The sequence below is a fragment of the Pseudomonas sp. GL-RE-26 genome, assembly GCF_019956275.1.
GTDB classification, from domain to species: Bacteria; Pseudomonadota; Gammaproteobacteria; order Pseudomonadales; family Pseudomonadaceae; genus Aquipseudomonas; species Aquipseudomonas grandcourensis.
This window is the reverse complement of the sequence record NZ_JAHBDI010000021.1, coordinates 68,270-81,186: the sequence shown is the minus strand read 5'-3', so window position 1 is coordinate 81,186 and position 12,917 is coordinate 68,270. Positions and strand designations below refer to the sequence as shown.

Annotated in this window: 10 protein-coding genes and 1 pseudogene; all 11 read left to right on the top strand. The window is 60.9% G+C overall.

Annotated features, from left to right (window positions below):
* Positions 1 to 506 (top strand): annotated as a pseudogene (locus KGB07_RS15010) (urocanate hydratase); the annotation flags it as partial.
* Positions 507 to 583: 77 nt separating this feature from the next.
* Positions 584 to 2,053 (top strand): purine-cytosine permease family protein, encoded by a 1,470-nt coding sequence (locus KGB07_RS15005; RefSeq protein WP_046039588.1) that lies wholly within the window; start codon positions 584 to 586, stop codon positions 2,051 to 2,053.
* Between the two features lie 69 nt (positions 2,054 to 2,122).
* Positions 2,123 to 3,091, top strand: a complete 969-nt coding sequence (locus tag KGB07_RS15000; RefSeq protein WP_046039590.1) for an ABC transporter substrate-binding protein — start codon at positions 2,123 to 2,125, stop codon at positions 3,089 to 3,091.
* 70 nt (positions 3,092 to 3,161) lie between these two features.
* Positions 3,162 to 4,013: an ABC transporter permease gene (locus tag KGB07_RS14995; RefSeq protein ID WP_046039591.1), complete on the top strand. Its 852-nt coding sequence runs from the start codon at positions 3,162 to 3,164 to the stop codon at positions 4,011 to 4,013.
* Positions 4,010 to 4,840 (top strand): glycine betaine/L-proline ABC transporter ATP-binding protein, encoded by an 831-nt coding sequence (locus KGB07_RS14990; RefSeq protein ID WP_052960551.1) that lies wholly within the window; start codon positions 4,010 to 4,012, stop codon positions 4,838 to 4,840. Before KGB07_RS14995 ends, KGB07_RS14990 begins: the two co-directional genes overlap by 4 nt.
* A 183-nt stretch (positions 4,841 to 5,023) precedes the next feature.
* A complete protein-coding gene (gene hutH, locus KGB07_RS14985) occupies positions 5,024 to 6,547 on the top strand; it encodes a histidine ammonia-lyase (RefSeq protein WP_046039594.1) in 1,524 nt (507 codons plus the stop codon).
* A gap of 113 nt (positions 6,548 to 6,660) precedes the next feature.
* The gene (gene hutH / locus KGB07_RS14980; protein ID WP_046039596.1) at positions 6,661 to 8,193 is read left to right on the top strand and encodes a histidine ammonia-lyase; all 1,533 of its coding nucleotides are present in this window, start codon (positions 6,661 to 6,663) and stop codon (positions 8,191 to 8,193) included.
* A gap of 109 nt (positions 8,194 to 8,302) precedes the next feature.
* On the top strand, positions 8,303 to 9,709 hold the full coding sequence (locus KGB07_RS14975; protein ID WP_046039597.1) for an amino acid permease: 1,407 nt from the start codon (positions 8,303 to 8,305) through the stop codon (positions 9,707 to 9,709).
* Positions 9,710 to 9,726: 17 nt separating this feature from the next.
* Positions 9,727 to 10,932, top strand: a complete 1,206-nt coding sequence (hutI, locus tag KGB07_RS14970; protein WP_223465775.1) for an imidazolonepropionase — start codon at positions 9,727 to 9,729, stop codon at positions 10,930 to 10,932.
* 10 nt (positions 10,933 to 10,942) lie between these two features.
* A complete protein-coding gene (hutG, locus tag KGB07_RS14965; protein WP_223465774.1) occupies positions 10,943 to 11,746 on the top strand; it encodes an N-formylglutamate deformylase in 804 nt (267 codons plus the stop codon).
* A 164-nt stretch (positions 11,747 to 11,910) separates the two neighbouring features.
* The gene (locus KGB07_RS14960; RefSeq protein ID WP_046039600.1) at positions 11,911 to 12,867 is read left to right on the top strand and encodes a choline ABC transporter substrate-binding protein; all 957 of its coding nucleotides are present in this window, start codon (positions 11,911 to 11,913) and stop codon (positions 12,865 to 12,867) included.
* Positions 12,868 to 12,917: the final 50 nt, after the last annotated feature.

Below are 12,917 nucleotides of genomic sequence, written 5' to 3'. Positions count from 1 at the left end.
ACAACTGGCTGGACATGGCCCGCGAACGTATCAGCTTCCAGGGTCTGCCGGCCCGTATCTGCTGGGTTGGCCTGGGCCTGCGCGCCAAGCTCGGTCTGGCGTTCAACGAAATGGTGCGCAGCGGCGAATTGTCCGCGCCCATCGTGATCGGCCGCGACCACCTGGACTCCGGTTCGGTGGCCAGCCCTAACCGCGAAACCGAATCGATGCAGGACGGTTCCGACGCCGTCTCCGACTGGCCACTGCTCAACGCTCTGCTCAACACAGCGAGCGGCGCGACCTGGGTTTCCCTGCACCACGGCGGCGGCGTTGGCATGGGCTTCTCCCAGCACTCGGGCATGGTGATTGTCTGCGACGGTACTGACGAAGCGGCCGAGCGTATCGCTCGTGTGCTGCACAACGACCCGGCCACTGGCGTTATGCGTCACGCCGATGCCGGTTATCAGATCGCCATCGACTGCGCCAAGGAACAAGGGCTGAACCTGCCGATGATTACCGGCAAGTAATGCTTGCCCTGTGGGAGCGAGGTTGCTTGCTCCCACAGGGACCAAAACAAAAACAAACAATCCATAGAGGTTGAACCATGGCTGTCAGCAGCGAACGTGCAAGCAACAAACCGTTGATCGAGAAGCGCTCGATCGACTACATCCCGGAAGCGGAAAGACACGGTCGTCTGTTAAGCCAGTTCACCCTGTGGATGGGTGCCAACCTGCAAATCACTGCGATTGTCACCGGTGCTTTGGCAGTGGTGCTTGGCGGCGATGTGTTCTGGTCGTTGATCGGTCTGTTGATCGGCCAACTGCTCGGCGGTGGCGTGATGGCGCTGCATGCCGCGCAAGGCCCCAAGCTTGGCCTTCCGCAGATGATTTCCAGCCGGGTACAGTTCGGCGTGTACGGCGCGGCCATCCCGATCGTGCTGGTCTGCTTGATGTACCTGGGCTTCACCGCAACGGGAACCGTGTTATCCGGCCAGGCGCTGGGCCAGTTGTTTGGCGTCAGCGACACCGTCGGTATCCTCCTTTTCGCCAGTGTCATCGTGCTGGTCACGGTGCTCGGTTATCGGGTGATCCATTGGATCGGCCGTGTTGCCAGTGTCATTGGCGTGATTGCCTTTGTTTATCTGTTCAGCCGTCTGATGAGCCAGGTTGACGTTGGCGCACTGTTGCAAATCCGCCACTTCAGCTGGAGCAGTTTCTTGCTCGCGGTGTCGCTCGCGGCGTCCTGGCAGATCGCCTTCGGCCCTTATGTGGCTGACTATTCTCGCTACCTGCCGAGCAAGATTTCCTCGGTGAAAACTTTTTTTGCCGCAGGCGCAGGTTCGGTCATTGGTGCACAGGTGGCGATGGTCCTCGGCGTGTTCGCTGCCGCTTCGGCCAACGGGCAATACGCCGGCCACGAAGTGGCCTACATCGTTGGTCTGGGTGGTACCGGTGCCACCGCTGCGCTGCTGTACTTCAGCATCGCGTTCGGCAAGGTCACCATCTCCACGCTGAACTCCTACGGCAGCTTCATGTGCATCGCGACCATCATCAGCGGTTTCCGTGGTGACCTGAAGGTAACGCGCTTGCAGCGTCTGGTGTTCGTGCTGGTCATCGTCGGGGCTGCGACCCTGATGGCGTTGCTCGGTCAACACTCGTTCCTCGGTGCGTTCAAGTCCTTCATCCTGTTCCTGCTGGCGTTCTTTACGCCGTGGAGCGCGATCAACCTGGTGGACTACTACTGCATCACTCGCGAGCGCTATGACGTACCGGCGCTGGCCGATCCGAATGGTCGCTACGGTCGTTGGAACCTTCTCGGTATCAGCGTTTATGTGTTTGGTGTGCTGGTGCAACTGCCGTTCATCTCCACCAAGTTCTACACCGGTCCGCTGGTGGCGGCCCTGGGTGATGTGGATATTTCCTGGATCATCGGTCTGGTGCTTCCCGCAGCCCTGTATTACCTGTGTGCGAAAAAATGGCACGGCACAGTGCCTGATCGTTTGATCCTGCCGGTCGAGCAGGACGCGGTCACCGAACAAAAGCTGGATGTCGGTCGCGCTGCGGCGCAGGCCTGATTGGACGTGGACAGGGCTGGATGCCTCTTGACTGCCGTAAGCCAATTCATGATTAGGAGCGTCACAACAATGAAATCGAACAAGACCCTGCTGACCACATTGCTTTCCATGGGCCTGCTGGCCAGCGCTGGCGCCACTCAGGCGGCGAGTTGGTGCGAGTCGGGCAAACCGGTGAAATTCGCCGGTTTGAACTGGGAAAGCGCCATGCTGCTGACCGACGTGATGCAAGTCGTGTTGGAGAAAGGCTACGACTGCAAGACTGACAGCCTGCCGGGCAACTCCATCACCATGGAAAACGCCCTGAGCAGCAACGATATTCAAGTGTTTGCCGAAGAATGGGTCGGCCGTAGCGAAGTCTGGAACAAGGCCGAGAAGGCCGGCAAGGTCGTCGGTGTCGGCGCGCCGGTTGTTGGTGCGATCGAAGGCTGGTACGTGCCGCGCTACGTGATCGAAGGCGACGCCAAGCGCAAGCTGGAAGCCAAGGCTCCGGACCTGAAAAACATTGCTGACCTGGGCAAATACTCGGCGATCTTCAAGGACGCCGAAGAGCCGTCCAAGGGCCGTTTCTACAACTGCCCGGCCGGCTGGACCTGTGAGCTGGACAACAGCGAAATGCTGAAGAGCTACGGCCTGGAAAGCACCTACACCAACTTCCGCCCGGGCACCGGCCCGGCGCTGGATGCCGCCGTGCTGTCGAGCTACAAGCGTGGCGAGCCGATCCTGTTCTACTACTGGTCGCCAACGCCGCTGATGGGCCAGATCGACGCGGTGAAACTCGAAGAGAAACCAGGCGTGAACAAGACCGTGGATATCAAGGTCGGCCTGTCCAAGACTTTCCACGACGAAGCGCCTGAATTGGTGGCCGTGCTGGAAAAGGTCAACGTGCCAATCGACCTGCTGAACCAGAACCTGGGGCGCATGACCAAAGAGCGGATCGAATCACCAAAACTGGCCAAGATCTTCCTGAAGGAACATCCTGAAGTCTGGCACGCATGGGTGAGCGAAGACGCAGCCAAGAAAATCGACGCGGCCTTGTAGGTTGAGCTTCTCCGGCTGTCGGCAACGGCAGTCGGATGCTTGATCGCAACCCCTTGATTGAGAGTCTCTTATGTTTCCCGAAAGCTTTACCTTTTCCATCGCCGACTGGGTCAACGGTTGGGTCGATTCGCTGGTCACCAACTACGGCGACGTGTTCCGGCACATCTCCGACACCCTGTTGTGGGCCATCGTCAATCTCGAAGGCCTGCTGCGCGCCGCACCCTGGTGGCTGATGCTGGCAATCGTGGCCGGTGTGGCCTGGCACGCGACCCGCAAGGTCGTGACCACTGCCGTCATCGTTGGTTTGCTGTTCCTGGTGGGTGCGGTTGGCCTCTGGGACAAACTGATGCAGACCCTGGCGCTGATGATGGTGGCGACGATCATCTCGGTGTTGATCGGCATTCCGCTGGGCATTCTCTCGGCGCGCAGCAACCGCCTGCGTTCGATACTGATGCCATTGTTGGACATCATGCAGACCATGCCGAGCTTCGTGTACCTGATCCCGGTGCTGATGCTGTTTGGCCTAGGCAAGGTCCCGGCGATTTTCGCCACGGTGATCTACGCCGCGCCGCCGCTGATCCGTCTGACCGATCTGGGCATTCGCCAGGTCGACGGCGAAGTGATGGAAGCGATCAACGCCTTCGGTGCCAACCGCTGGCAGCAACTGTTCGGTGTGCAACTGCCACTGGCCCTGCCGAGCATCATGGCCGGGATCAACCAGACCACCATGATGGCCCTGTCGATGGTAGTGATTGCCTCGATGATCGGTGCCCGTGGCTTGGGTGAAGACGTGCTGGTGGGGATTCAGACCCTCAACGTCGGACGCGGCCTTGAAGCCGGTCTGGCGATCGTGATTCTGGCTGTGGTGATCGACCGCATTACACAGGCGTACGGTCGCGCACGGCATGAGGTGAGCAAATGAACAATGCAACCGTGAGCAAGATCGAAGTCAAGAACGTCTTCAAGATTTTCGGCAACCGTGCCAAGGACGCGCTGGCCATGGTCGGCCAGGGCAAGACCAAGGACCAGGTGCTGGCCGAAACCGGCTGCGTGGTCGGCGTGAACGACCTGTCCCTGAGCATCGGCAGCGGCGAGATCTTCGTGATCATGGGCCTGTCGGGTTCCGGCAAGTCGACCCTGGTCCGCCACTTCAACCGCCTGATCGACCCGACCAGCGGCGCGATCCTGGTGGACGGCGTGGACATCCTGCAATACGACATGGAAGCGCTGCGCGAATTTCGTCGGCGCAAGATCAGCATGGTGTTCCAGAGCTTCGGCCTGCTGCCGCACAAGAGCGTGCTGGACAACGTCGCCTACGGCCTGAAAATCCGTGGCGAAACCAAAGCCATGTGCGCCGAGCGTGCGCTGCACTGGATCAATACCGTGGGCCTCAAGGGCTACGAAAACAAATACCCGCACCAGCTCTCCGGCGGCATGCGTCAGCGTGTGGGCCTGGCCCGCGCCTTGGCGGCGGACACCGACATCATCTTGATGGACGAAGCGTTCAGCGCCCTCGACCCGCTGATCCGCGCGGAGATGCAGGACCAGTTGCTGGAGCTGCAAAAGACCCTGCACAAGACCATCGTCTTCATCACCCACGACCTCGACGAGGCCGTGCGCATCGGCAACCGCATCGCGATCCTCAAGGACGGCCGCCTGATCCAGGTCGGCACGCCGAGAGAGATCCTGCATTCGCCGGCGGATGAGTATGTCGACCGCTTTGTGCAGCGTCGGGCGGCGGTGGTTTAAGGCGTACCGCTTTTTGTGGCGAGGGGGCTTGCCCCCGTTCGAGTGCGCAGCGCTCGCACAATCAGTTAACCGGATAAATCTGACACACCAGAAAGCCAGAACAGGGCTGCTTCGCAGCCCAACGGGGGCAAGCCCCCTCGCCACAGGGTGTCATTGGTCAACAGAATTGGTATGAGGCTCCAGATGTCCCAGGCTGAAAAAATCGTTATCACCGAGGCGCAGGTCAGTTGGCAGGATGTTGTCGCCGTTGCTCGTCATGGCGCACAGCTTGAGCTGTCGGCGCCGATCTGGGCGCGCATCGAAAACGCGCAGGCCATCGTCCAGCGCATCGTCACCAGCGGCGAACGTGCCTACGGCATCAACACCGGCCTGGGCGCGCTGTGCAATGTCTCGCTGCAGGATGAGCAACTCAGCCAGTTGTCGCGCAATACCTTGCTCAGCCACGCCTGTGGCGTTGGCGCGCCACTGACCAACGAGCAGACCCGCTCGATCATGTGTGCCGCCGTCGTCAACTACAGCCATGGTAATTCCGGCCTGCACCGTCAGGTTGTCGAAGCACTGCTGGCGCTGCTCAACCGTGGCATCACCCCGCAAGTACCGTCCCAGGGTTCCGTGGGCTACCTGACCCACATGGCGCACATCGGCATTGCGCTGCTGGGTGTCGGCAATGTCAGCTATCGCGGCCAGGTCGTTTCCGCGCAGCAAGCGCTGGCCGAAGAAGGCCTGCAACCGGTCAAGCTTGGTGCCAAGGACGGTTTGTGCCTGGTCAACGGTACGCCGTGCATGACCGGCCTGAGCTGCCTGGCGATTGCCGATGCGACGCGCCTGCTGGAATGGGCTGACGTGATTGGTGCCATGAGCTTTGAAGCCCAGCGCGGGCAGATCGACGCCTTCGATGCCGAAATCATCGCGCTCAAGCCGCACCCGGGCATGCAACAGGTCGGGATCAACCTGCGGGCCTTGCTCGACGGCAGTGAAGTGATTGCCAAGAGCAAAGGCATCCGTACCCAGGATGCTCTGAGCATTCGCTCGATCCCGCAGGTGCACGGCGCCGCTCGCGACCAATTGGTACACGCGACCAAACAGATCGAAACCGAACTCAACGGCACCACCGATAACCCGATGGTGCTGGGCACCGCGGACAATTATCGCGTGGTGTCCCAGGCCAACCCCCACGGCCAGTCCGTGGCAATGGCGGCGGACCTGCTGGCGATTGCCATGGCGGAAATCGGCTCCATTGCCGAGCGTCGCCTGGACCGTTTGATCAACCCGCACGTTAGCGGTCTGCCGGCTTTCCTGGTGGCCAACCCGGGGGTGAACTCCGGGATGATGATCGTGCAGTACGTCGCCGCTTCGCTGTGCGCGGAGAACCGTCAACTGGCACAACCGGCGGTGCTGGATAACTACGTGACGTCGGGCCTGCAGGAAGATCACCTGAGCCTGGGCACCAACGCCGCGCTGAAGCTGCATCGCGCGCTGGAAAACTGCACGCAGATCCTCGCCATCGAGTATTTGCTGGCGGCCCAGGCGTTTGAATTTTTGAAAGAACAACGCTTCGGCGCAGGCACCGATGCTGCCTGGCGTCTGCTGCGCGAGCACGTTGCCCCCTACGACCAGGATCGCTGGTTGGCACCGGACATCGCCGCCGCTGCCGCGGTATTGAAAGACCCGATTTTGCTGCACAACGCTTTTCCAGACCTGAACTGATTTCAACAACACCAGCGTGCCAAGGCGCGTCTCCCCAAAAGGCAGACGCGACGGACAACGGACATCTCCGGAGCGTCTGGTGAGTTAACAACAACTCTCAAAAGGAGCACAAAATGACTGCGCTAAACCTGATTCCCGGCCAACTGACCCTCTCCCAACTGCGTGACGTCTATCAGCAGCCGGTGAAACTGACCCTCGACCACAGCGCCTCGGCCCAGATCGAAGCCAGCGTGGCCTGCGTGGAGCAGATCCTCGCCGAGAACCGCACCGCTTATGGCATCAACACCGGTTTCGGCCTGCTGGCCTCGACCCGCATCGCCAGCGAAGACCTGGAAAACCTGCAGCGCTCGCTGGTGCTGTCCCACGCCGCCGGTGTTGGCCAGCCGATCAGCGATGAGCTGGTGCGTCTGGTCATGGTGCTCAAGGTCAACAGCCTGAGCCGTGGTTTCTCGGGTATCCGTCGTGTGGTGATCGACGCGCTGATCGCCCTGATCAACGCCGAGGTTTACCCGCACATTCCGTTGAAAGGATCGGTCGGTGCTTCTGGTGACCTGGCGCCTCTGGCCCACATGTCGCTGGTACTGCTGGGCGAAGGCAAGGCTCGCTACAAAGGCGAGTGGATGGAAGCCACCGAAGCGCTGAAAGTCGCAGGTCTTGCCCCGCTGACCCTGGCCGCGAAAGAAGGCCTGGCGCTGCTCAACGGCACTCAGGTGTCCACCGCTTTTGCCCTGCGTGGCCTGTTCGAAGGTGAAGACCTGTTCGCCGGTGCCTTGGCACTGGGCGGCCTGACCGTTGAAGCGGTATTGGGCTCGCGTTCGCCGTTCGACGCGCGCATCCACGCTGCCCGTGGCCAGAAAGGCCAGATCGACGCCGCCGCCGCGTATCGCGATCTGCTGGGCGAGCGCAGCGAAGTCTCCGACTCCCACGAAAACTGCGAGAAGGTACAAGACCCGTACTCCCTGCGTTGCCAGCCACAAGTCATGGGCGCCTGCCTGACCCAGTTCCGTCAGGCGGCCGAAGTGCTGGCGATCGAAGCCAACGCCGTTTCCGACAACCCGTTGGTGTTCGCCGCTGAAGGTGACGTGATCTCCGGTGGCAACTTCCACGCCGAACCGGTGGCCATGGCCGCTGACAACATGGCATTGGCCATCGCTGAAATCGGTTCCCTGAGCGAGCGCCGTATCTCGCTGATGATGGACAAGCACATGTCGCAACTGCCGCCGTTCCTGGTGGCCAACGGTGGCGTGAACTCCGGCTTCATGATTGCCCAGGTGACTGCGGCGGCACTGGCCAGCGAGAACAAGGCGTTGTCCCATCCGCATTCGGTGGACAGCCTGCCGACTTCCGCCAACCAGGAAGACCACGTATCGATGGCGCCGGCGGCTGGCAAGCGTCTGTGGGAAATGGCCGAGAACACCCGTGGGATTCTCGCGGTGGAATGGCTGGCGGCGGTACAGGGCCTGGACCTGCGCAACGGCCTGAAAACCTCGCCGAAACTGGAAAAGGCTCGGGCCATCCTGCGTAACGACGTGCCGTTCTACGAGAAAGACCGCTTCTTCGCGCCGGACATCAATGCGGCGTCTGAATTGTTGGCTTCGCGCTGCCTGAACGAGCTGGTGACAACGAAGTTGCTGCCTAGCCTGTAATGGCCCCTTCGCGAGCAAGCCCGCTCCCACATGGATCACGCTGATCCTGTAGGAGCTGGCTTGCCAGCGATTCGATTTTGCGTCGAATAACAATAATTAGGGACGAGAAATGGCACAGCCAGAAAAAGGTTTGAAACGCGGGCTATCTGCCCGACATATTCGCTTCATGGCGCTGGGGTCGGCGATCGGCACCGGGCTGTTTTACGGTTCTGCCTCGGCCATTCAAATGGCCGGGCCTGCGGTACTGCTCGCTTACCTGATCGGTGGCGCGGCAGTGTTCATGGTCATGCGCGCCCTCGGTGAGATGGCGGTGCACAACCCGGTTGCCGGCTCTTTCGGTCAGTACGCCAGCACCTACCTGGGGCCGATGGCGGGCTTCATCCTCGGTTGGACCTACGCATTCGAAATGGTCATCGTCGGCATGGCCGACGTCACTGCATTCGGTATCTACATGGGCTTCTGGTTCCCGGAGGTTTCCCGCTGGATCTGGGTGCTGGGTGTTGTTTCCATCGTCGGCGGCTTGAACCTGTGCAACGTCAAAGTCTTCGGTGAAATGGAGTTCTGGCTGTCGCTGCTCAAGGTTGCGGCCATCGTCGCGATGATCCTGGGTGGTTTCGGCATCATGCTCTTCGGCATCAGCTCGGCCCCCGGCCAAGCGACCGACATCAGCAACCTCTGGACCCAGGGCGGCTTCATGCCCAATGGCATGGGCGGTCTGATCGCTTCGTTCGCGGTTGTGATGTTTGCGTTTGGCGGTATTGAAATCATCGGCGTAACGGCAGGTGAGGCCAAAGACCCGCAACACGTGCTGCCCCGGGCGATCAATGCCGTACCGTTGCGTATCCTGCTGTTCTACGTACTGACGATGCTGGTGCTGATGTCGATTTTTCCATGGCAGCAGATCGGCAGCCAGGGCAGCCCGTTCGTGCAGATTTTCGACAAGCTGGGGATCAGCTCGGCGGCCACTATCCTTAATATCGTGGTGATCACGGCGGCGATTTCGGCGATCAACAGTGACATCTTCGGCGCTGGCCGCATGATGTTCGGTCTGGCCCAGCAAGGTCATGCACCCAAGGGCTTCGCCCGCCTGTCGCGCAATGGCGTGCCATGGATGACGGTGGTGGTAATGAGTGCCGCGCTGTTGCTGGGTGTGTTGCTGAACTACCTGATCCCGGAAAACGTGTTCCTGCTGATCGCTTCCATCGCGACCTTTGCCACGGTGTGGGTCTGGCTGATGATTCTGGTGACCCAAGTGGCCATGCGCCGGTCCATGAGCGCCGAGCAGGTGGCACAACTGAAATTCCCGGTACCGCTCTGGCCCTATGCGCCGGCGGCGGCGATTGCCTTCATGCTGTTCATTTTCGGCGTGCTGGGCTATTTCCCTGACACCCAGGCGGCGCTGATCGTCGGCGTTGTCTGGATCGTATTGCTGGTGCTGGCTTACCTGACGTGGGTGAAACCGGCGGCGGGCCAGGCAGCCCTGGTAACGCAGGATCCTACTTTTTCTCATCGATAACCTAATGGAGGCCACGGATGAAAACTCTCTGGCAACACTGTCACGTCGCAACCATGGCACAAGGCGTCTACTCGATCATCGAGGACGCGGCCATCGTGACGTCAGGAGCGCACATTGAGTGGATCGGCCCGCGCGGTGAGTTGCCGGCGGGCGAGTACCCGGCCGTCAATGATTTGAACGGGGCCTGGGTCACACCGGGCCTGATCGACTGTCACACTCACACGGTGTTCGGCGGTAACCGCAGCGGTGAATTCGAACAGCGCCTGCAAGGCGTCAGCTACGCGGAAATAGCCGCCAGCGGTGGCGGCATCGCCAGCACCGTGCGCGCGACCCGCGCGGCCAGCGAAGATGAACTGTTCGTCAGTGCCGCCAAGCGCCTGAAAAGCCTGATGCGTGATGGCGTCACCAGCATCGAAATCAAGTCCGGCTACGGCCTGGACCTGGCCAACGAGCGCAAGATGCTGCGTGTGGCCCGTCGCCTCGGTGCCGAACTGCCGGTCAGCGTGCGCAGCACCTGCCTGGCGGCTCATGCCCTGCCGCCGGAGTACAAGGACCGCGCTGACGACTATATCGATCACATCTGCGCCGACATGCTCCCGGCCTTGGCCGCCGAAGGTCTGGTGGACGCGGTGGATGCATTCTGCGAATACCTGGCGTTCTCGCCTGCGCAGGTTGAGCGTGTATTCATCACCGCTCAGAAGCTGGGTTTGCCAGTGAAGTTGCACGCTGAGCAATTGTCGTCGCTGCACGGCTCAAGCCTGGCGGCGCGTTATCACGCGTTGTCCGCCGATCACCTGGAGTTCATGACCGAGGACGACGCCATCGCCATGGCCGAGTCCGGCACGGTTGCGGTGCTGTTGCCCGGCGCCTTTTACTTCCTGCGCGAAACCCAATTGCCACCGATGGAAGCCCTGCGCAAGCACGGCGTGAAAATCGCCATCGCCAGCGACCTCAATCCGGGCACCTCGCCGGCACTGTCGTTGCGCCTGATGCTGAACATGGCTTGCACCTGCTTCCGCATGACCCCGGAAGAAGCCCTGGCCGGCGCGACGATTCACGCCGCCACCGCATTGGGTATGGCCGACACCCATGGCTCGCTGGAAACCGGCAAGGTCGCGGATTTCGTCGCCTGGCAAATCGATCGTCCGGCCGACCTGTGTTACTGGCTGGGCGGCGACCTGGAAAAACGCGTCGTGCGCCACGGCGTCGAATCAAGTCTGTAGGAGATCTGTTGTGGATAAGGTTCTGAACTTCAAACAAGGCCGCGTACCGCTGCTGATCAGCATGCCCCACGCCGGCGTGCGCCTGACGCCTGCGGTCGAAGCCGGGTTGATCCCTGACGCGAAAAGCCTGCCGGACACCGACTGGCACATCCCGCAGCTGTACGACTTCGCTGCCGAACTGGGCGCCAGCACCCTGGCCGCCGAGTACTCGCGGTTCGTCATCGACCTGAACCGGCCGTCCGACGACAAACCGTTGTACGTGGGCGCGACCACTGGCCTGTACCCAGCCACGTTGTTCGACGGCGTGCCGTTGTTCCGCGAAGGGCTGGAGCCTTCTGCCGATGAGCGTGCGACTTATCTGGAGCAGATCTGGACGCCGTACCACAGCACCTTGCAACAGGAACTGGCGCGACTGAAGGCCGAGTTCGGCTATGCGCTGCTGTTCGATGCCCACTCGATCCGCTCGATCATCCCGCACCTGTTCGACGGCAAACTGCCGGACTTCAACCTCGGCACCTTCAACGGCGCCAGTTGCGATCCACAGCTTGCCACTCAATTGGAAGCGATCTGCGCGCTTCACGACAACTACACCCACGTGCTCAACGGGCGCTTCAAGGGCGGCCACATCACCCGCCATTACGGCAACCCGGCCGAGAACATTCACGCGGTGCAGCTGGAGTTGGGGCAGTGCACCTACATGGAAGAGTTCGAACCGTTCCGTTATCGCCCGGATCTGGCGGAGCCTACGCGGGTGGTGTTGAAGGAGTTGTTGCAAGGGTTGCTGGCCTGGGGGCAGCAGCACTACAAGGGCTGAAGATCAAAAGATCGTCCGAAGGCTGCGATCTTTTTTTGTCGCCACCGTGCAAAACACGGTCGCCACAGGTCGCTTTCACCGCTCGTCTGCTGCGTAATGTTCTCGCCACGGTGCACAAAGACACCGCCCCGACAATAATCCGCTGCCGCACGAGAATGCTCTCTATGACAAGCCCCAAAGGTCTGTTCACCCGCTGTCTCTCAATCTTCTGTGGCGCCGCTCTATTTAGCGCCGGCGCCATGGCCGCGGACGACTCCTCCTGCAAAACCGTGCGCATGGGCGTGGTGAACTGGACCGACGTGATCGCCACCAGCGGCATGGCCGATGTGTTGCTCAACGGTCTGGGCTACGAAAGTAAGCAAACCAGCGCCGTGCAGCAAATCATCTTCGCCGGCATCCGCGACAAACGCCTGGACATCTTCCTCGGCTACTGGAAACCGGCGATGGATAAAAACATCGCACCTTTCGTGGCTGCCAATCAGGTCAAGGTCATGGACAAGCCGAGCCTGGCCGATGCCCAAGCCACCCTCGCGGTCCCTGACTATGTTGCAGCGGCCGGCCTGAAAACCTTCTCTGACATCGCCAAATTCAAGGATCAGCTCGGCGGCAAGATCTACGGCATCGAGCCGGGCAGTGGCGCCAACACCACGATCAAGACCATGATCGAGACCAATCACTTTGGCCTCAAGGATTTCAAACTGATCGAGTCCGGTGAAGCCGGCATGCTTGCGGCCGTGCAGCGGGCAGTGAATCGCAAGGAGTTCGTGGTGTTCGTCGGCTGGACCCCGCACCCGATGAACATCAACATGAAGATCGACTATCTGACCGGCAGTGAGGACGTGTACGGCCCGAATGAAGGTGCCGCAACCGTCTCCAGCGTGACTGCCCCGGATTACGCCGAGCGCTGCCCGAACGTCAATCGGCTGTTGGAAAACCTGACGTTCACCGCCGCCCAGGAAAGCCAGTTGATGGTGCCGATCATGGAGCGCCAAACGGCTCAGGATGTCGCGAAAAAATGGCTGCGTGATCATCCCGAAGACTTGCAGCGCTGGCTGGCGGGTGTCAGCAGTTTCGATGGCAAGGATGGTGTGGCGACGGTTCAGGCCAGCCTGAAGAATTGACCCCAAGGTCTTTGTGAACAAAAGGCTTTTGTGGCGAGGGAGCTTGCTCC

What these genes read in the sequence shown, in the direction of transcription:
- KGB07_RS15005 (WP_046039588.1), top strand. Translation starts at nt 584, where the DNA reads ATGGCTGTCAGCAGCGAACGTGCAAGCAACAAACCGTTGATCGAGAAG.
- KGB07_RS15000 (WP_046039590.1), top strand. Translation starts at nt 2,123, where the DNA reads ATGAAATCGAACAAGACCCTGCTGACCACATTGCTTTCCATGGGCCTG.
- KGB07_RS14995 (WP_046039591.1), top strand. Translation starts at nt 3,162, where the DNA reads ATGTTTCCCGAAAGCTTTACCTTTTCCATCGCCGACTGGGTCAACGGT.
- KGB07_RS14990 (WP_052960551.1), top strand. Translation starts at nt 4,010, where the DNA reads ATGAACAATGCAACCGTGAGCAAGATCGAAGTCAAGAACGTCTTCAAG.
- hutH (WP_046039594.1), top strand. Translation starts at nt 5,024, where the DNA reads ATGTCCCAGGCTGAAAAAATCGTTATCACCGAGGCGCAGGTCAGTTGG.
- hutH (WP_046039596.1), top strand. Translation starts at nt 6,661, where the DNA reads ATGACTGCGCTAAACCTGATTCCCGGCCAACTGACCCTCTCCCAACTG.
- KGB07_RS14975 (WP_046039597.1), top strand. Translation starts at nt 8,303, where the DNA reads ATGGCACAGCCAGAAAAAGGTTTGAAACGCGGGCTATCTGCCCGACAT.
- hutI (WP_223465775.1), top strand. Translation starts at nt 9,727, where the DNA reads ATGAAAACTCTCTGGCAACACTGTCACGTCGCAACCATGGCACAAGGC.
- KGB07_RS14960 (WP_046039600.1), top strand. Translation starts at nt 11,911, where the DNA reads ATGACAAGCCCCAAAGGTCTGTTCACCCGCTGTCTCTCAATCTTCTGT.